This is a genomic window from Campylobacter sp. CNRCH_2014_0184h (assembly GCF_025772985.1).
Classification (GTDB): domain Bacteria; phylum Campylobacterota; class Campylobacteria; order Campylobacterales; family Campylobacteraceae; genus Campylobacter_D.
Genome location: NZ_JAKMTB010000006.1, coordinates 33,295 through 52,136, shown reverse-complemented (window position 1 = coordinate 52,136; position 18,842 = coordinate 33,295). Strand labels below are relative to the sequence as shown.

Annotated in this window: 17 protein-coding genes, 1 tRNA gene and 2 pseudogenes; 8 read left to right on the top strand and 12 right to left on the bottom strand. The window is 31.5% G+C overall.

What is annotated here, in order from left to right:
* Window positions 1-10: 10 nt before the first annotated feature.
* Together L8X36_RS08130 and L8X36_RS08125 are read left to right on the top strand one after the other, a co-directional pair.
* A pseudogene (locus L8X36_RS08130) lies at window positions 11-643 on the top strand (PDC sensor domain-containing protein); the annotation flags it as partial.
* A gap of 1,068 nt (window positions 644-1,711) precedes the next feature.
* Window positions 1,712-2,092: pseudogene (locus L8X36_RS08125) on the top strand (methyl-accepting chemotaxis protein); the annotation flags it as partial.
* 23 nt (window positions 2,093-2,115) lie between these two features.
* Here L8X36_RS08125 and L8X36_RS06465 read toward each other — a convergent pair.
* Window positions 2,116-3,099, bottom strand: a complete 984-nt coding sequence (locus L8X36_RS06465; RefSeq protein ID WP_214135261.1) for an MnmA/TRMU family protein — start codon at window positions 3,097-3,099, stop codon at window positions 2,116-2,118.
* Between the two features lie 65 nt (window positions 3,100-3,164).
* Window positions 3,165-4,949 carry a DNA primase gene (gene dnaG / locus L8X36_RS06460; RefSeq protein WP_263683122.1) on the bottom strand — a complete coding sequence of 595 codons (1,785 nt, stop codon included), beginning with the start codon at window positions 4,947-4,949 and terminating at the stop codon, window positions 3,165-3,167.
* 74 nt (window positions 4,950-5,023) lie between these two features.
* Here dnaG and L8X36_RS06455 point away from each other — a divergent pair, with 74 nt between their 5' ends.
* From L8X36_RS06455 to L8X36_RS06430, 6 genes are read left to right on the top strand one after another with little or no spacing between them, the layout of a single operon-like run.
* The gene (locus L8X36_RS06455; RefSeq protein WP_263683121.1) at window positions 5,024-5,986 is read left to right on the top strand and encodes a hypothetical protein; all 963 of its coding nucleotides are present in this window, start codon (window positions 5,024-5,026) and stop codon (window positions 5,984-5,986) included.
* Window positions 5,983-6,423, top strand: coding sequence for a ribonuclease HI (gene rnhA, locus L8X36_RS06450; RefSeq protein WP_039668930.1), 441 nt, complete (start codon window positions 5,983-5,985; stop codon window positions 6,421-6,423). The genes L8X36_RS06455 and rnhA overlap by 4 nt, the downstream gene beginning before the upstream one ends.
* On the top strand, window positions 6,416-7,084 hold the full coding sequence (gene rnc, locus L8X36_RS06445) for a ribonuclease III (protein ID WP_039619409.1): 669 nt from the start codon (window positions 6,416-6,418) through the stop codon (window positions 7,082-7,084). Before rnhA ends, rnc begins: the two co-directional genes overlap by 8 nt.
* Window positions 7,081-8,169, top strand: coding sequence for a chorismate synthase (gene aroC, locus L8X36_RS06440; protein WP_263683120.1), 1,089 nt, complete (start codon window positions 7,081-7,083; stop codon window positions 8,167-8,169). The genes rnc and aroC overlap by 4 nt, the downstream gene beginning before the upstream one ends.
* A gap of 54 nt (window positions 8,170-8,223) precedes the next feature.
* Window positions 8,224-9,267, top strand: a complete 1,044-nt coding sequence (locus L8X36_RS06435; RefSeq protein WP_263683119.1) for a Cj0069 family protein — start codon at window positions 8,224-8,226, stop codon at window positions 9,265-9,267.
* 36 nt (window positions 9,268-9,303) lie between these two features.
* On the top strand, window positions 9,304-9,930 hold the full coding sequence (locus L8X36_RS06430) for a trimeric intracellular cation channel family protein (protein WP_039629140.1): 627 nt from the start codon (window positions 9,304-9,306) through the stop codon (window positions 9,928-9,930).
* 194 nt (window positions 9,931-10,124) lie between these two features.
* Here the strand turns inward: L8X36_RS06430 and L8X36_RS06425 are convergent.
* The 10 genes from L8X36_RS06425 to folE form a co-directional block, all read right to left on the bottom strand.
* Window positions 10,125-10,199: transfer RNA gene (locus L8X36_RS06425), tRNA-Glu, on the bottom strand.
* Between the two features lie 53 nt (window positions 10,200-10,252).
* Entirely contained in the window at window positions 10,253-11,407 is a 1,155-nt protein-coding gene (gene nhaA, locus L8X36_RS06420; protein ID WP_263683118.1) for a Na+/H+ antiporter NhaA, read from the bottom strand.
* Entirely contained in the window at window positions 11,404-12,564 is a 1,161-nt protein-coding gene (nhaA, locus tag L8X36_RS06415; protein WP_263679575.1) for a Na+/H+ antiporter NhaA, read from the bottom strand. Before nhaA (L8X36_RS06415) ends, nhaA (L8X36_RS06420) begins: the two co-directional genes overlap by 4 nt.
* Before the next feature lie 81 nt (window positions 12,565-12,645).
* Window positions 12,646-13,617, bottom strand: a complete 972-nt coding sequence (locus L8X36_RS06410) for an iron-sulfur cluster assembly scaffold protein (protein WP_087685319.1) — start codon at window positions 13,615-13,617, stop codon at window positions 12,646-12,648.
* Between the two features lie 10 nt (window positions 13,618-13,627).
* The gene (locus L8X36_RS06405; protein WP_263664073.1) at window positions 13,628-14,806 is read right to left on the bottom strand and encodes a NifS family cysteine desulfurase; all 1,179 of its coding nucleotides are present in this window, start codon (window positions 14,804-14,806) and stop codon (window positions 13,628-13,630) included.
* Window positions 14,807-14,928: 122 nt separating this feature from the next.
* The gene (locus tag L8X36_RS06400) at window positions 14,929-16,074 is read right to left on the bottom strand and encodes a hypothetical protein (RefSeq protein ID WP_263683141.1); all 1,146 of its coding nucleotides are present in this window, start codon (window positions 16,072-16,074) and stop codon (window positions 14,929-14,931) included.
* 77 nt (window positions 16,075-16,151) lie between these two features.
* A complete protein-coding gene (locus tag L8X36_RS06395; protein ID WP_039619394.1) occupies window positions 16,152-16,331 on the bottom strand; it encodes a putative motility protein in 180 nt (59 codons plus the stop codon).
* Between the two features lie 53 nt (window positions 16,332-16,384).
* A complete protein-coding gene (locus L8X36_RS06390) occupies window positions 16,385-16,873 on the bottom strand; it encodes a hypothetical protein (protein ID WP_263664075.1) in 489 nt (162 codons plus the stop codon).
* Between the two features lie 53 nt (window positions 16,874-16,926).
* Window positions 16,927-18,237, bottom strand: coding sequence for a flagellar protein export ATPase FliI (fliI, locus tag L8X36_RS06385; protein WP_039668920.1), 1,311 nt, complete (start codon window positions 18,235-18,237; stop codon window positions 16,927-16,929).
* Window positions 18,237-18,809, bottom strand: a complete 573-nt coding sequence (gene folE, locus L8X36_RS06380) for a GTP cyclohydrolase I FolE (RefSeq protein WP_012662169.1) — start codon at window positions 18,807-18,809, stop codon at window positions 18,237-18,239. Before folE ends, fliI begins: the two co-directional genes overlap by 1 nt.
* Between the last annotated feature and the right edge of the window lie 33 nt (window positions 18,810-18,842).

The following is an 18,842-nucleotide window of genomic DNA, read 5'->3' as shown; positions in this document are numbered from 1 at the left end:
AGGAGAGAAAATGCGAAATTGGAGTCTTGGTGCAAAAATTGTCTTCGTGGCAATTATTACTGTTATTTTAATTTTGAGTGCTTTGTCTTTGCTTATTATTAACAGATCTACTGCTATTTTAAACACGCAGATAGAAAATACACTTACAGCTTCTGTACATCGCTATGGAAATCAAGCTGAAGCAAGTATCAAGTCTTTATTTGTAAGTGCTATTGGTACTCAAAGAACATTAAACAATCTTATTTCAGAAGGTGCTATAAACCCAAAAAGGATAGAAAATATTCTAGGGGAAGCTATTGATGCAAACCATGATGTATCTTATGGTTATTATTATTTGCAAGATGGTTCTGTATATAAAAATTTAGGTGTTGATACAAAATACTTTACAAATAATAATGAATTTATGGTTTTGATGAAAGATAATGACGCAAACAATGCTGGCGGTATGCAAACTATAGCAGCGAGTGAAGAAATAGCTTCAACACAAGCTATTAAAAATTTAATGGGTGGTGATAAGCTTTATTTTGGTGAACCAAGATGGTATAACATCCAAGGTAATAAATTTTTAGGACTTAATGTAGCTGCACCTATTGTAAATAAAGAAGGCAAGGCAATAGGTGTTGTTGGTATGCTTTATGATCTTAAACCTATTGCAGATTTTTTAAATGATCCATCAAGATCAATTTATCAAGGAGCAAGAAGGATTTTAATAGCAAGCAACGGTGTCATAGCTACACATCCAAATGCAGATTTTGTTACTAAGAAAATTACGGATGTTAATAAAAATGCAGCTCATGTGATAGAAGCTCAAAAAACTATCCATGCAGGAGCTATTGATTATATAGCAGATGATGGCAGTGAATATCATGGAGCTATAAGGGTGTTTGAAGTGTGGCCAAATACTGGAATTCATTGGGCTATGTTGGCTGTTGTGCCTAATGAATCTGTGTATGCACCAATCGTAGATCTTAGAAATATCATCTTGGTAAGTTCTGTTATAGCGGTTATTTTTATCGTGATTGCAATCAGTGTTTCTGTAAAAAGAATTGTTTCTGTTAGAGTACAAAGACTTCAAAGTCATTTAATGAAATTTTTTAGATACCTAAATCATGAGGTTGCAACAGTAGAAGTTTTAAAACCTAGATATAATGATGAAATAGGCAAAATGGCTGGTGTGATTAATGATAATGTTCAGTATATTCAAACTTGCTTAGAAAAAGATGACATTACTGTGCAAAATATTTTAGAAGTTTCTTGTGAAATAGAAAAAGGATATTTCACTCAAAGAATAGAGGCAAATCCTGTAAATCCAAAACTTGTAGAATTAAAAGAAGTGTTAAACAAAATGCTTGAGGATATGGAATTAAAAATAGGTAGGGATTTAAATGAAATAGAAAGAGTTTTTGCAAGTTTTAAAAATCTTGATTTTTCCGATAAGCTTGAAAATGCAGAAGGTGAGATAGAAAAATCACTTAATGCAGTAGGTGCAGAGATTAGAAAAATGCTTCAAGCTTCACTAAGTCAAGGTGAAATGCTTCAAACTAAAGCTGATGCTTTAAAAGAGAGTGTTTTAAAACTTAATGATGGTGCGCAAAAACAAGCCGATTCTTTACAAGAAAGTGCCGCTGCAGTTGAAGAGATGAGTGCTTCTATGAATGCAGTAGCAGCAAGAACTGAAGAGGTTATTAAGCAAAGTAGTGATATTAAAGATGTAACCGATGTTATTAGAGATATTGCAGATCAAATTAACCTACTTGCATTAAATGCAGCTATTGAAGCTGCACGTGCTGGTGAACATGGACGTGGCTTTGCTGTTGTTGCTGATGAAGTTAGAAATCTAGCCGAAAGAACTCAAAAGTCTTTAGGTGAGATTGAAGCTAATACTAATATCTTAGTTCAATCTATTAATGAAATGGGTGAGAGTATTAAGGAGCAAGCTTTAGGAATTTCACAAATTAATCAATCTGTTTCAGTAATTGATGGTTTAACTAAAGAAAACTCACAAATTGCTCATGCGACTAATTCTGTAGCTAATGAAGTTGATTCTATGTCAGCTGATATTGTAGCAGAGGTTAGAAGAAAGAAATTCTAAAAAACTACCCTTTAAAGGGTAGTTTAATTTATAAAATATTCTTGAATTTTATTTTTATCTTCAAAAGCCATACTTTGGAAAATTTTATCTTTAAAGCCTATTTTGTATTTTGTATTATTTTGAGTTTTAGCATAAGTTAGTGCTATGCTTAGAGCAAGTTCAAGATCTTGTGGATTGATATTTTCATCCACCAAAGAATAAGCACCTATTAAATCAAAAAGTTTTAATTCTTCGTATTTTTGAGTTTTTAATTCTTTTAAAAATTGATTTTCTAGCTCATTTCTACCTACTATCATTTTAGAGCCATTTGGAAGTCTTAAGTGGCGTCCGTATTTTAAAAGTTGAGCGTCATTAACTTGCATATTTTTATCAAATTTAATGAAATCTTTGATTTTATTAGAAAAGCTCTCAAGTGTAAGCAAACATCCACCGCCTGGACTTTCAAAATCTTCAAAACCAAATTTGGCAGCTAGTTCAAGTTGTCTTTTTCTGCTTCTTCCACTTATATTTTCTAACTTTTCTCTATCAACCCAACCTTCACGCTCAGGTTTGGTTAAAGGTAAATTTTTAGCACACATTGGACGCAAGATTAAATCTTCTTCATCAAGTGCTAGTTTTTTAACCTTGGCCATAGCATCATTTCTTTGGCTCATTGGGCGTTGACCAACTACTTCTCCTGTGATGATAAAACTTGCATTTTCATCTTTTAACATTGAAAGAGCAGTTTTAAACATAAAAGCATGACAATCTATACAAGGATTAAAATGCTTTCCATATCCATATTGAGGGTTAAATAAAACTTCTTGTAAATAAGCATTTCTTACATCTATCATTTCAAAACTAGCCCCTGCCATAGCAGCGCGTTTTGCCATGAGTTCGCTTTTGTCGCTTGTGCCACCAAAGCCTATGTTTATATTTAAAGCTTTTACTTCTATACCTTGAGAGCTTATGAGTTTTATAGCAAGCATAGAATCAAGCCCGCCACTAAAAAGTGCTAATGCTTTCATTTTTTCCTTTCGAAATTTTTGGCATATTGTAATGAATATTTTTTAATTTTTGTGCAAGTTTTTATTTAAAAAACTTCTTCTTCAAAGTTATAATGAATTGCTTTTTTATCTTTGATGTTTTTTTGTAGTCTATTTAAAAATAATTCCAAACTTTCCTCATCATCTAAAAAATGCACGCTTTTTAAAACTTCTATTAAATGGTTTAAAAAAACTTCATCATTTTGATAGCTTTTTTTGATTTTTTCTAAATTTTGATTGAGCAAATTATAAATTTGTTTTTTAAAGGCTTGTTTTAAATTTAAACTTTTTAATTTATTAAAATATGCAAGGTTGATCTTACAAATAGCATATAAAAATTCTTCTAAATTGCTTAAGTTTTTGATATTTTCAAATTCATAAAGCTCTCTTATACTAGGATCTTCAAAGTTTTTTTGCTCTAAAATAGCTTTAGTAATGTCTTGGTGTAAAAAATATTCTTTTGTACTTAAAAGCTTAAAAAGCCCTATGGTTTCATTATTTTCATATAAAAATTTCAAAAGCTCTAACTCGCTTATATTATTGATTTTACTTTGTTTGATGGGATTAATGAAGCTTATTTTTCTTGTATTTTTAGAAAGTTTAATATCATTAATATTTACACCCAAAAGATTTGCTACTAAGGTAGTGTAAGAATTTGCTACTAAAGGCTCAAGATTAAAAGTGTATTTTTGCGCCTCTTCTAAAGCCTTTTGTTTACTAAGTGCTGAGCTTAAATCACAACTTGCAATCAAACTTCTTATATAAAATTCTCCAAGCTCTATGCCTTTTTCTAAAATATTAAAAAGTAATTTTTCTTGATGGCTTGCTACAAGTTCAGCCGGATCTTTTCCACCTTCTATTAAGACTACTTTTCCATCAATTTTTGCTAAACTTAGCAAATGTGCTGAACGCACAGCAGCATTAAACCCTGCATTATCATTATCAAAACACAAAATCACCCTTGCTTCTAATCTTTTTATCAAGGGTATGTGATTTTCACCCAAAGCTGTTCCTAAAACTGCCACAGCATTTTTAAATCCTGCTTTATGAAAGGCTATAGCATCCATATAGCCCTCGCAAATTATCATTTCTTTTTGTTTATAAATGGCATCTTTTGCTAAATTGAGTGCATAAAAAACGCGTGATTTATCAAAAAGTTTGCTTTGGGGAGAATTAACATATTTTGCCATATTTGTTTCATCTAAAGTTCTACCACCAAAGCCTATAAGCAAATTTTTATGATCATAAATACTAAAAGTAATGCGGTTGATAAAACTTGCATAAGCGCCATTTTCATTTTGTTTTATCGCACCTACCTCTAAAGCTTCTTCTTGAGTGATTTGCTCATTTTGTAGCAGTCTTAGTGTTTCATTGGAACTTGGCGCAAAGCCTAGTTCAAAGGTTCTGATATCCTCATCATTTAAGCCTCTTTTATAAAGATAAGCTAAAGCTTCTTTGTTTTTAGCTAGGTTTTGTTTGTAAAAAGCATTAAGAGTAGGCAAGATATGAATGATGGATTTTTTATTATCTTGTTTTTGCGAGATATAAGTAAGTGAAAAATTACTCCATGAAGCAACTTTTTCCACCGCTTCAACGAAGTTTAATTTCTCATAATCCATTACAAATTTAAAAACATTACCCCCAGCCTTGCATGCAAAACAATGATAAAACCCTTTAATAGAATTAATATGCATACTAGGATTTTTATCATCATGAAAAGGACAAACGCAAACATAGCTTGAGCCTTGTTTTTTTACTTCAACATAATGAGCTATGATATCAACAATATCTGTTTTTTGTAAAAGTTGTTCTATACTTGCTTGTTCTATCATCTTTAAACCTTAAAGAAAATTATATAAGCATTTAGCTATAATTGTTATAAATTTGAAAATTAAGTTGTAAGGTTATGGATTTTTTCTTTGTAGAATACCGCGATCCTTTATTTGGTCTTATTGTTTTAACTGCTTTGGTTTTTATCATAGCTAGCTCACATTATATATGGCGTATTGTTGCAAGTAAAGACCAAAAAAGCAAACTTGATCGTTTTGTAAAAAAATTTGAAATTAATTCCACACACCAACAAATTTTAAAAAATGCCAATTTAAGCATAGAAAATTTAAATTTCTTAGCTCAAATTTTTACCAAAAGTGGTGAATTTGAAAAAGCTGTGGGGATTTATCTCATAGCTTTGCAAAAAGCAAATGAAGCAAGCCAAAAAGAATTTATCTTTTTTTCACTAGCACAAGTTTATCTAAAAGCAGGATTTTTAGAGCGTAGTGTAGAAGCTTTGTTAAATGCCTTAAAAATTAAAGCACGCAATAAAGAAAGCTTAAAACTTTTAAAAATTGTTTATTTAAAACTCAAAGATTATGACAAGGTTTTAGATGTTTTAGAGTGTTTGTTTGAGCTAGGAGAAAATATATATGCAGAAAAAGCCTTGATAAAAGCTTTAAAAATTCAAGCAAGTTCTAAAGAGCAAGAACAAAAACTAAAAGAAATTTTAGCTTTGAGTAAGGATAATGAGTATATTTTAAGACTTTGCTTTTTGCATTATAAAGATAAACTTACTCAAATGCCTCAATTTGAAAATGTCATTGATTTGCTTAATGAATGCAAAAGTCCGCTTAATCTTGAAGATGAAAAATACCATGAGTTTTTTTATGCAAAAAAATTAATCACAAAAGCTATTCCTATCAAAAATCATAAACTAAAAATTTTAAAAATTTTAAACGATAATAAGCTAAGTGCAAATCTTAGCTTTACTTATGTGTGTAATAATTGTAAAAATCAAAGTCCTTTGTTTTTTTATCATTGTCCATTTTGTTATGAATTTGGAAAATGCGAGATTTATTATGAGGTAAAAGCTTGAAAAATATTGAAATTTATACAGACGGCTCGTGTTTAAACAACCCTGGCTTTGGAGGGTGGGCTTATGTTTTAACTTATAAAAATCATCAAAAAGAACAAAGTGGGGCGTGTGAGAATACAACAAACAACCGTATGGAATTAATGGCTATTATAGAGGCTTTAAAAGCTTTAAAAGAACCATGTGAGGTAAAGTTATACACAGATTCAAATTTAATGGTACAAAGTATTAATGAATGGCTTGAAGGTTGGGTAAAAAAAGATTTTAAGGGTAAAAAAAATATTGATCTTTGGAAAGAGTATTTAAATGTAGCTAAAGATCATAAAATAACTGCTTTTTGGATCAAAGCACACAATGGCCATGAATTAAATGAGCGTTGTGATGAGCTAGCAAGAAATGCAGCCTTAAAGCTCCAAGAAGAAAGGTCAATAAATGCTTAAAAAACTCCAAGAAAGATTAAATTATCATTTTAAAAATGAGCAATTGCTTATCGAAGCTTTGACGCATAAAAGCTATAAAAAGCCTTATAATAACGAAAGATTAGAGTTTTTAGGTGATGCTGTGATGGATTTAGTGGTAGGGGAGTTTTTGTTTTTTAAATTTCAAAAAGACTCAGAAGGAAATCTTTCTAAACTTAGAGCAGCTTTGGTGAATGAAAAATCTTTTGCAACTTTAGCGCAAAAACTTGATCTTGGAGCATGTATTTTTATGTCTATCGCAGAAGAAAATAACGATGGACGCAATAAACCTTCCATACTTTCTGATGCTTTTGAAGCACTAATGGGGGCTTTGTATTTAGAAATAGGTTTTGAAAAAACTAAAAATATAGCATTAAACTTACTTAATGAAGTTTATCCGCATATTGACACACAAAGTTTGTTTAAAGACTATAAAACAAGATTACAAGAAATTACGCAGGCAAATATGGCAGGCACACCTGAGTATATTGTAGTAAAGGCTTTTGGGCCTGATCATAAAAAGCAATTTGAAATCGCAGTGAAAATTCAAGGCATAGAAGTAGCAAGATCTACAGCAGGTAGTAAAAAAGAAGCCCAACAACAATGTGCTAAAATCGCACTTGAGAAATTAGGAAAACTATGAATAGCTTTGGAGTAAGATTTAAATTTACAAGCTTTGGTGAATCCCATGGTCAAGCTATAGGTTGTATAATAGATGGTATGCCAGCAGGGGTGAAGTTTGATTTTGATTTTTTACAAGAAATGCTAGATAAAAGAAAACCTGGTCAAAATAAATTTAGTACCCCTAGAAAAGAAGAAGATAAAGCTCAAGTTTTAAGTGGGGTTTTTGAGGGTTATACAACAGGAACTCCTATAAGTGTTTTGGTGTATAATGAAAATACACGCTCAAAAGATTATGAAAAAGATGTATTTCGTCCTGCGCATGCTGATTTTACTTATTATCATAAATATGGCATTAGAGATTATAGAGGTGGTGGAAGAGCTAGTGCTAGAGAAAGTGTAGCAAGAGTAGCAGCAGGAGCTGTAGCACAAATGCTTTTAAAAGAATTTGATATAGAGATAATGAGTGGGGTTTTTGGAGTAGGAAGTATTGATAGCAAACTTAGTAATGATGAGTTTGATTTTGATTATGCTAAAAATAGTGAAGTTTATGCTTTAGATAAAAATTTAGAGCAAAGTTTTAAAGATGAAATTTTAAAAGCTAAAAAGGCAAAAAATAGCATAGGTGCTAGAGTTTTTACTAGAGTGAGAAACCCTATAAAAGGCTTGGGTGAGCCTTTGTATGATAAGCTTGATTCTAAACTTGCTCATGCAATTATGGGAGTTAATGCGGTTAAAGCTATAGAAATAGGAAGTGGCATTCAAAGTAGCTATATGTATGGAAGTCAAAATAATGATGAGCTAAAAGATGGGGTGTTTTTAAGCAATCATAGCGGTGGGATCTTAGGTGGAATTTCTAATGGGGATTTTATTGATATAAAAACATATTTTAAGCCAACTCCTTCTATATTTTTACCCCAACAAACGCAAAATATTCAAGGAGAAAATATTATACACGAGTTAAAAGGCAGACATGATCCTTGTGTGGGTATAAGGGGTAGTGTTGTGGTAAATGCTATGGTGGCAATTTGCATGGCTGATACTTTGCTTTTAAATGCAAGCTCAAATTTGCAAAATTTACAACGAGTTTATGTAAAAAATAAATAAAAATTTAATACTTATTTAGATATGATGATAAAATATCTTTAAAAAGGGAGAAATATGAAAAAAAATATTGTGTTTTTTGAAGTTAGAGGTGGTAGCGATAAAGGTGAAGATGGCCACAGAAAAGATACTATGCCTATGGTAAACGCCTTAAAAGAACAAGGTTGGAATGCTGAGGTTATCTTTTTTGAAGTTGAAAAGAAAGATGAAATTTATGAATATGTAAAAAACAATGCTGATGCTTATGTTTCTAGAATTAATCCTGGAAATTTAAAAGAAGAAAACGAGTATTTTGATATGCTTAGAAAACTTTGTGCAAATGGTGTTATAGGTATGCCTCATCCTGATGCGATGATAGGATATGGCGCTAAAGATGCGCTTACCAAGCTTAATAAAACGGCTTTAGTACCTGAAGATACTTATGCGTATTATGATATCAAAACTTTTAAAGAAAGTTTCCCAAAAACTTTAGCAAAGGGTGAGAGGGTTTTAAAACAAAATCGTGGTTCAACGGGTGAGGGAATTTGGCGTGTGAGATTGATAGATGAGTTGCCAGCAGGGGCTGTGAGCGTGCCATTAAATGCAAAAATCAAATGCACAGAAGCAAAAGATAATCACACAGAAGAAAGAGAACTTGGTGAGTTTATGGACTTTTGTGAGCAATACATTATAGGTGATAATGGTATGCTTGTAGATATGACTTTCTTACCGCGTATTAAAGAAGGTGAAATTAGAATTTTAATGCTTTATCATACTCCAATTTATGTAGTGCATAAAAAGCCTGCAGAAGGTGCTGATGCATTCTCTGCTACACTTTTTTCAGGTGCAAAATATAGATATGATGAGCCAAAAGATTGGCAAGAATTAGTAGATTGGTTTTTAGCAACATTGCCGGAAATTCGCTCAAAACTTGGAAATTACGATATTCCTTTGATTTGGACTGCTGATTTTATCTTAGATACAGATGAAAATGGTAAAGATAAATATGTTTTAGGTGAGATTAACTGCTCTTGTGTAGGATTTACCTCTCCTGCTGAATTTGTTGATCCTATTGCTAAAAAAGTAGCTCAAAATATCATTGATATTGTAAGTAAAAATTAACCCTTGTTTTAACAAGGGTTTTTTGAAAACTCATTTATGCTTTTAACTATACTTTATATTATCGGAATTACTGTTGATGCAATGACAGGAGCTATTGCTGCGGGAAGACATAAAATGGATCTTTTTGGAGTGATATTTATAGCTTTGGTAACAGCTATTGGCGGAGGTTCTATTAGAGATATTTTGCTTGATCATCATCCGCTAACTTGGATTAAAACTCCTGAGTATGTGATTTTAATTTGTGTTGCAGCTATGATTACAACAAAAATTGCCAAATATGTTATAAGGCTTGAAAAACTTTTTTTGATTTTAGATGCTATAGGTTTGGTTGTTTTTAGTGTTTTAGGTGCACAAATTGCAATACAAATGGGGTATGGTTTTATAGTGGCTGTGAGTTCAGCTGTAATTACTGGTGTATTTGGTGGGATATTAAGAGATATATTGTGTGCTAGGATACCACTTGTATTTCAAAAAGAAATTTATGCGGGTGTTGCTATATTAACAGGGGCTTTGTATTATATATTGTATATTTTGGGCGTAGATGAGTTATGGGTAATTCTTGCTTCATTGATTGTAGGAACCATAGCAAGACTTTTGGCTATATATTATGGTTTAAGTTTGCCTATATTTTCTTTTAAAGATGGAGAAAATAAAGAAAGTTAAAATTCTATCTTATAAATTCTTAAAGGATAAGCCTTATTATCCATAGTATTTTCATAAAATCTTACAAGCTTGTCAGTAGGTAAATTTATTTATATTTTTTACTTTTAGAATATTTATTTGATGTATTGATTATAAATTAAGCTTAGTTATGGAAAATTACTATTTTTAATATTTTTGTAATTAGAAGTTAAAAGTGGTGACCCATACGAGACTCGAACTCGTGTTACCGCCGTGAAAGGGCGATGTCCTAACCGCTAGACGAATGGGCCAAATATTAAATAAGAAATGAAATTATATCTTATTTAATTTAAAAAAAACTTAATTATTTTACAAAGCGCAGATAAAAATAGCCAAATACACCTGAAGCTAAGGAAGCTAGTAAAATAGCAAAATTATCCACAAAATTAAATATATCACTTACTTCATAGGCAAGGGCGTCTATAAAAAAGCTCATGGTAAAACCTATGCCTGTGAGTATACAAACTCCATAGAGTTGTTTAAAATTAGCATCTTTTGGTAGTTTTGCAAGTTTAAGTTTAATTGCCATATAAGCAAAGCCAAATACACCTAGTTGTTTTCCAACAAATAAGCCCAAGAAAATCCCTACACTTACACCGCTAAATAGCATATGAGCTTCAATTTTTGAAAGATCAACCCCTGCATTGGCAAAAGCAAAAAGTGGTAGTATTATAAAAGCTATCCAAAATTTTAAACCATGCTCGATTTCTTCTAATAAAGCATGGTTGTTTTTTGTATATACAGGTATAAATAAAGCTGTGATAATACCTGCTAAAGTTGCATGCACTCCACTTTTTAATACACTAAGCCAAAGTAATGCTCCAAGTATATAATAAAATGATTTTCTTTCATTACCCAAGCGATTAAGTAAAAATAGACCCACAATACAGCAAAAGGCAACAAAAAAGGCTAAAGTTGAAAGCTCTCCTGTATAAAAAATAGCAATGATTAAAATAGCTCCTACATCATCAAAAATCGCTAAAGATACTAAGAATATTTTTAAAGAACTTGGTATGCGTTGTTTTAGCATTGTAAGTATAACTAGAGCAAATGCAGTATCAGTTGCCGTTGGTATAGCCCAACCTTTTAAAACATAAGCATCGTTAAAATTGATAGCACAAAATATCAAAGCAGGCGCAACTATACCGCCTATAGCAGCCATTAAGGGTAGGGTAATATTACTAAGAGTTTTAAACTCTCCTTGAACAAATTCTTTTTTTAATTCAAGTCCTATGGCAAAGAAAAAGATTGCAATAAGACCATCATTAATCCACAATAAAGAAGGCTTAAAAAGTTCCCAAGCACCTACTTTTACACCCATTTCTACACTTAAAAAATCCATATAGTGTTGTCCATAAGGACTATTTTTAAGTAGCAAGGCAAAGATCGTTGCTAATAAAAGCAACAATCCTCCTAAAATTTCAAGTGATAAAAAGTTTTGGAAGCTTCTTAATTTCATTTTTTAAAACTATAAATAAGTTTTAAGTAAACATATCCAACTATAGCGCTTAATAATGAAGCTACTAAAATTGCAAGTTTGTCTGAATATGCAAAAATATCACTATTTTGATAAGCTAGGCCATCTATAAAAAAGCTCATAGTAAAACCTATACCTGTGAGTATACAAACCCCGTAAAGTTGTTTGAAATTAACATTTTGTGGAAGTTTTGCTAGCCCTAGTTTTATACTAATATATGAAAATAAAAATACTCCAATTTGTTTTCCTAAAAATAATCCTAAAATAATACCTAAGCTAACCGAAGAAAACATAAAACTTGGATCCATATCTTTTAAATCAACTCCCGCATTTGCAAAAGCAAAAATAGGTAAGATGAAATAACTTACCCAGGGTGCTAAATCATGTTCTATTTCTTTTAAGAAAGACTCACCGCTTTTTGTTTGAAGTGGTATAAATAAAGCAGTAATCACACCTGCCAAAGTTGCATGCACCCCACTTTTTAACATGCTTATCCAAAATACTATAGCTATGATGATATAAAAAGATTTTTTGGTAACGTGGAAATGATTTAGCAAATAAAGTGCTAAAATACACACCAAAGCAGCAATCATAGCAAAAACTGAAAGCTCACTTGTATAAAATAAAGCAATCACAATAATCGCGCCTAAATCATCAAAAATAGCTAAAGAAAGTAAGAATAATTTTAAAGAAGTAGGTACTCTTTTGCCTAAAAGCATTAAAATACCAACCGCAAAAGCTACATCAGTAGCCGTTGGTATAGCCCAACCTTGCAAAGCAAAAGGATCCTTATAGTTAAAAAACGCAAAAATCAAAGCAGGCACTATCATACCGCCAAGTGCAGCAAATACAGGTAAAGACATAGCCTTTATACTATTGAGTTGCCCTCTTGTTACTTCATATTTTAATTCAAGTCCTATGGCAAAGAAAAAGATTGCAATAAGTCCATCATTAATCCATAAAAGTAAAGGTTTGAAAATTTCTAAACTTCCAGCTTGAAAGCCAAAAGGAATATTTAAAAAGTTAGTATATTGATCCGTTAAAGAACTATTTTGTAAAATGAGTGCAAGTACGGTAAAAAATATTAGTAAAACACCAGGAAAAGTTTCACTTTTAACAAAGGTTTGAAGTCTTTGCATAAATAGCCTTTTTAAATTTTTATTAACGTGTTATTTTAACATAAAAAGGCTTGAAATTTAAAGTTTAAGCAGAAAAACTGCTTAAACAGGTATAACGCGTATATTTGGACTAAGTTCTTCTTGTAAGATATTTTCTATAGCATATAAGGTTGCACCACTCCCACTTGAACAGCCGCTACATGCTCCAAGATAACGTATATATATATCTATATTTTTATTGTCACTTTTTTGGATATCAATTACTTCTAAATCTCCACCATCACCATGTAGCATAGGACGCACATCGCTATCTAAAACAGCCTCTACTGCTTTTAGTTGTTTAACCATGGTCATATCATCAAAAGCAATATCTGTTTTACTTTGATCTTTTAGCTTTTCTCTTTCCATTTCAGCCCTAGTTTCAGCTAAAATATCTACAAGATAATAATCTTTTTTCTCATGTCCTCCAGGCTTAACACAAGATTTACAAAAAGCACCTGCTTTGGTAAATTGCGTTATTTCTTCTACTGTATGTAAATCATTTAGTTTAATTACTTCTTTAATGGTTCCAAGGCTTACTCTAGCACACTCACAAACTATGATTTGATCTTCAAAATCCTCAGGATTAACACCTTTATAATGCGCCGCAGCTTGTTTGATAACATCATAAGCCATAACTGAGCAGTGCATTTTTTGCGGTGGAACTGCAGGAGTTTCAGGGTTATCTCTCATAGCAAATTCAACATCTAAATTTGTAATTTTTACAGCCTCATCTACGGTTTTACCTATACAAAGATCAACCATAGTATCACTACTTGCTATTGCTGTACCACAGCCAAAACTTTTAAATTTAGCATCAATGATTTTATCAGTTTTTTCATCTACCAACCAATAAAGTCTAACTGCATCACCACAGCTTTCAGCTCCAAAATCTGCAACAATAAGTTTTGCATTTGCTTTTTGTGCATCTTCTTGTGTGAATTCGCCCATATGTTGAGGGTTATTCATTCTATCTTGTACTTTTTGAGAATACTCATCCCAAATTGATCCGCCAATTAAATTATTCTTTGCCATTTTTTATCCTTTAAATATTTTCAGGCTTATATGCATAAGTACTTGAGATTGCTCTAAGTCTTTGCGTTGCTTTTTTTATTTGCTCTGCTGCATAATCAATTTCATCTTCTGTGTTAAATCTTGATAAAGAAAGTCTTAGGGCAGTATGAGCTAAATCATTTTCAGCACCAATTGCCTCCATGATAGGATTGCTCTCAAGTGCTTCGCTAGCACAGGCTGAACCGGTGCTTGCTGCTATACCATTTTTGTTTAAATCCCAAAGCATAGCCTCGCCTTCTACGCCTTTAATGCTTGCTAAGATGGTATTAGGAACCCTTCTTGATCTATCTCCAACTACACTTGTATCAGGCATAGCTAAAATTAAATCTTCTAATTTATCTCTTAATCTTCTAATGTGTGAGTTTTCAAAATCAAGCATAGTATTTGCAATTCTTAAAGCTTCTGCCATTGCTATAATATATGGCACATTTAAAGTTCCACTTCTTCTACCACCCATATGCTCACCACCATGTAAAAGCGGAGTTAATTCTATATCTTTTTTAATATAAAGTCCACCTACACCTTTTGGACCATGGAATTTATGTGCAGAAAATGAAGCAAAATCAACCCCAGCTTTTGCAAAATTAACCTTGATTTTCCCAACAGCTTGAGTTGCATCAGTATGAAATAATGCTCCATATTCATGAGCAATTTGAGCCATTTCTTCTATAGGAAAAATCATACCAGTTTCATTATTTGCCCACATAATGCTTACTAGGGCAGTTTTATCTGAAATAGCTTCTTTTAGATCTTTTACACTAGAAACACCCTCATGATCAACGCCAAGTTCTATGACTTTTACTCCTAAAGATTTTAAAAACATAGCACTAGCTGCTACTGCAGGATGTTCTACACTAGAAATAATTACTTCATTTTTATCGCTATTTAAAATTCTATCAAAATACACACCTTTTAATACCCAGTTGATACTCTCTGTGGCACAGGAAGTGATAATGATGTCATCTAAATCGCTTGCCCCAAGTCCTGCATAAAGTTTATCCATAGCTTCTTTTAAAGCAGGGTGAGTTGCACTACCCCATTGATGAAGGCTGTTTGGATTACCATAATGTTCTTTTAAAAAAGGTTTCATAAGCTCATAAGCTTCTGGTGCAAGTTGTGTTGTTGCATTATTATCTAAATATACTTTCAAAATTACACTCCTTTAATTAGGATAATTTTTATCTTTTTTGTTAATATACACTAAAATGTTAAATTTAACATTAAACTAAATGGATTTAACTTGTGTAAAATTTTTTATTATTTTAGCACAAGTTAAGCCATTGCATTTAAATATGAGTGTAAAATTTTATTAATGCTTGCTTGTCTTTTGCGATTTTCTAAAAATTGGGTATCTAAAAGTTCTTTTTGAGTATTAATTTTTTCAAGATCGATATTAGAATCATTTTGATTAAACTCTTTTTTTAAAGCTTCAAAATCTTTGCTAATTTGCTCACTATAAAGACTATAAATAGAACTTGAATTAGCAAATTCTTGCATGTTGATACTGTGTTGATAGTTGATGTATTGTTGAAAGAAAACTGAAAGTTTATCTTCTGTGGTGTTGTTTTTATCTACTCCATTGATATATAAATATAAATCAAAACTCATTTTTTCTTTATTGCTTTCACTTAGATAATCTTGCATACTCATTTGACCTCTCATGAGTTTTTGAAAATTTACATTAGAAGACATATCTAACTCAATAGGAGTTAAAAAGAAATTAGCCTTTTGATTATTTTGTTCTTTTAAATCATGATAAATATAATTAAGCAATAATCCACTTTTAGAAACTTCGCCTTGTCGGTTTAGATAAGGTCTTATGATAGGATTACTAGCCGTGTTTTCAATGCTCGCATTGAATGCAAAGTCTCCTATTTTGTTATCAAGCATTAAGGTATTTAGATTTTTATTTGCTTCTTTTGCATTTTGTAAACTTTTGGCATTTTCATAAACTTTTAAAATTTTTCCTTCATAAGTATAGCTATAACCTTGATTTAATTCTGAAATTTGTGCTTTACTTAAAAAACTATTATCATTTTTTTGAAATTCATGATTGATGGTTTTTAGTGTATTATGATAAGTGTTTAAAAGTCTTGGTAAGTCTATTTTGTTATAGTTTAAATTTTCATCAAGCTTTATAAGTTGTTTTGAAATTTCTCTTATGCTTTTTATATTAATATCATAATCAAGAGGCAAAGCAGCCGTTTTATTAAGATCTTTTTCAAAAAAACCTTGCTCATTGATTCTAAAACCAAACTCGCTTGCATAGCTTACTTCATAATCTAAATTAGAACCTTTTATATCAAGTAAATCACTTTTAATATTGGTATTTTCTTTTTTTTCTTCCGCGTGTCCAGTCTTTGCAAAAGGATAATTTGCAAAATTCTGATACGGATTGACATTAGAATTTACAAACATAACTCTTCTCTTCAAAAATATTGCTTAGCCTTAAAAAAGCAAAAGCTATGCCAAAATTTTTGAATCGAAGAGAAAAATTAAGCGTAAATGTCAAGCAATCCTGAACTAGTGCTAGGAGTAGTAGTTGGAGCAGGGTTTGCATTTACGCCTTCAAGTACTTGCATTACTGCATTTTCATTGGCTTCTATGGTTTTTTTCATCATAGTAGTTGCAATGTTAAGCATTAAACTTGCTTGGTTGTTAGTAACTTCGCCCATAACATACTCCTTTTGTTTGGATTAGTAGTATTATCGGCAAAGTTTGGTTAATATTAAGCTATATTATAAATTTTTGATAAGTAGTGATTGTGAGTGTTTTCTTTTGCTTCAAGCATATCGATATAGTTTTTAAACTCATCCATATCTTTAAAAAGATTTTTCATGGTAGTGTTAATTTCGCTAGAAAAATTTTGAAGATTGCTTTGTGTTTTTAAATATCTTTCTATTTGATAAATTCTAGCGATTTCTCTTTCATACTCATCTTGAGTTATTCTTTTTGCACTAAATTCTGCATTTAGTATTTTTTTATCATTGATAATAAATGATTTTTTTTGATTGTTGATTTTAAATTCAACGATAAATTCTTCTTTTGAATTAATAATTTTTAAGTATTTTAATTTAGCTTTATTTTCTAATAAAAGATAGCTTATACACTCTAAAAACATATGTGTAAAAATTTCTCTTTCAAAGATATTTTGACAAATATCGGTGTATTTTAAACCCAAGCTTTGTTGATGATCTAAAAAAGCTATATTTGACATGATCCATCCTTTTTTCATGACTTTTTATCATGAAAAAGCAAAAATCATTCCAATTATTGTGTATCAATCATTTTTAGCATATTGATAGTATCTTCAAATTCAAAACTTTCTTCAGGATTTTGACTAAGAAATTGTTGCATAAAGTCTTTTTTAGCGATAGCCTGATCAAGTTCTTTATCAGTGCCTTTTTGATAAGCACCAATTCTAAGTAAAACCTCATTTTCTTTAAGCAAAGAATTTAAACGTTTAAATTTTCTAGCAGCTAGTTTGTGTTCATCACTAATAATATCACCCATAACCCTTGAGGCTGAATTTTGTATATTTATAGGTGGATAAATTCCAAAGTCAGTAAGTTCGCGACTAAGCACTATATGCCCATCAAGTATTGATCTGCTTTGATCAGCTATTGGATCACTCATATCATCTCCATCAACCAACACGGTAAAAAATGCTGTTATAGTGCCTTTACCTTCTTCTTTTCCTGCGCGCTCCATAAGCTGAGGTAAAAGACTTAAAACGCTTGGCGGATAGCCTTTTGTCGTAGGTGGTTCACCTAGAGCTAGGCCTATTTCTCTTTGAGCCATAGCAAAACGCGTTACACTATCCATGATAAATAACACATCTTTGCCTTGTTCTTTAAAATACTCTGCCACACTCATAGCGCAAAATGCTCCGTATTTTCTCATCAGCGCACTATCATCACTTGTTGCAACGATGATGACAGTATCATCAAGTTTACCACCAAGATTTTTTTGTATAAATTCAGGAATTTCTCTACCGCGCTCACCGATTAAAGCTATGACTTTAATCGGAGCTTTGGAATTTTTTACTATCATGCCCATAAGGGTTGATTTACCAACCCCACTTCCTGCAAAAATCCCAAGCTTTTGTCCTACCCCACAAGTTAAAAGCGCATCTATTGTTTTAACTCCTACTGGAAAGACTTCCTCTATCAAACCTCGTTTCATTGCATCAATAGGTGCACGCATAATAGGCATAAATTTACTTGCCTCAATAGGTCCTTTACCATCTTTTGGTCGCATAAAAGGATCAACTACTCTTCCTAAAAGTTCATCACTAACACCTATTTGCATACCTGCATCGTTAATAAAAGCACGATCACCTATTTTAAAACCTTCCACAAAACCAAAAGGACTTAAATAACTTAAATTCTCATCTACTTCTACTACCATAGCCATAGCTTCTTTACTCTCATCTTCACTAGAAACTATTTTAATAATATCACCTATGCTAGTTTTTAAGCCATTTATTTCTATACTAGTGCTTGAAATTTTAGTAATTTGTCCAAAAACACTGGCAAGATTTTGTGAAGCAATTTTGCTACGAAGTTTTTCTAAACCCATTAAAATCTAACCTGTTTTGCTGAGTTAATTAAGGTAAAAAATTCTTTTCTTGTTTTTTCACTTTTTAAAAAACTACCTCTTAATGCTGAAGTGCTAGTAGTAGAATTTGCCTTTTGTACCCCACGCATTTCAACACACATATGTCTTGCTTCAATAACCACCCCAACGCCTTTTGCACCTACATGTTCCATTAGTGCTTCTGCGATTTGCTCTGTGAGTTGTTCTTGAATTTGTAAGCGTCTTGCAAAAACTTCTACAAGGCGTGGAATTTTACTAAGTCCTACGACTTTTTTATCTGGTATATACGCAACATGCACGCGCCCAAAAAAAGGCAAAAGATGATGTTCGCAAAGACTGTAAAATTCTATATCTCTTACTAAAACCATTTCATTGTTTGAGCTTTCAAATAAGGCATCATTTAGTATTTGTTTTGGATCTTGTTTATAACCGCTATTTAAAAATTCAAAAGCCTTAAAAACTCTAGTAGGAGTTTTTAAAAGCCCTTCTCTTTGTGGATTTTCCCCAATAATCTCTAACATATTTTTTACTGATTGTTCAAATTTTTCTTGCATTTTTTCTCCATCAAAAATTAAAATTTTAACATA

Coding starts and splice junctions, on each gene's coding strand:
- L8X36_RS06465 (WP_214135261.1), bottom strand. CDS start 3,099: ATGAAAGCATTAGCACTTTTTAGTGGCGGGCTTGATTCTATGCTTGCT.
- dnaG (WP_263683122.1), bottom strand. CDS start 4,949: ATGATAGAACAAGCAAGTATAGAACAACTTTTACAAAAAACAGATATT.
- L8X36_RS06455 (WP_263683121.1), top strand. CDS start 5,024: ATGGATTTTTTCTTTGTAGAATACCGCGATCCTTTATTTGGTCTTATT.
- rnc (WP_039619409.1), top strand. CDS start 6,416: ATGCTTAAAAAACTCCAAGAAAGATTAAATTATCATTTTAAAAATGAG.
- aroC (WP_263683120.1), top strand. CDS start 7,081: ATGAATAGCTTTGGAGTAAGATTTAAATTTACAAGCTTTGGTGAATCC.
- L8X36_RS06435 (WP_263683119.1), top strand. CDS start 8,224: ATGAAAAAAAATATTGTGTTTTTTGAAGTTAGAGGTGGTAGCGATAAA.
- L8X36_RS06430 (WP_039629140.1), top strand. CDS start 9,304: ATGCTTTTAACTATACTTTATATTATCGGAATTACTGTTGATGCAATG.
- nhaA (WP_263683118.1), bottom strand. CDS start 11,407: ATGAAATTAAGAAGCTTCCAAAACTTTTTATCACTTGAAATTTTAGGA.
- nhaA (WP_263679575.1), bottom strand. CDS start 12,564: ATGCAAAGACTTCAAACCTTTGTTAAAAGTGAAACTTTTCCTGGTGTT.
- L8X36_RS06410 (WP_087685319.1), bottom strand. CDS start 13,617: ATGGCAAAGAATAATTTAATTGGCGGATCAATTTGGGATGAGTATTCT.
- L8X36_RS06400 (WP_263683141.1), bottom strand. CDS start 16,074: ATGTTTGTAAATTCTAATGTCAATCCGTATCAGAATTTTGCAAATTAT.
- L8X36_RS06395 (WP_039619394.1), bottom strand. CDS start 16,331: ATGGGCGAAGTTACTAACAACCAAGCAAGTTTAATGCTTAACATTGCA.
- L8X36_RS06390 (WP_263664075.1), bottom strand. CDS start 16,873: ATGTCAAATATAGCTTTTTTAGATCATCAACAAAGCTTGGGTTTAAAA.
- fliI (WP_039668920.1), bottom strand. CDS start 18,237: ATGGGTTTAGAAAAACTTCGTAGCAAAATTGCTTCACAAAATCTTGCC.
- folE (WP_012662169.1), bottom strand. CDS start 18,809: ATGCAAGAAAAATTTGAACAATCAGTAAAAAATATGTTAGAGATTATT.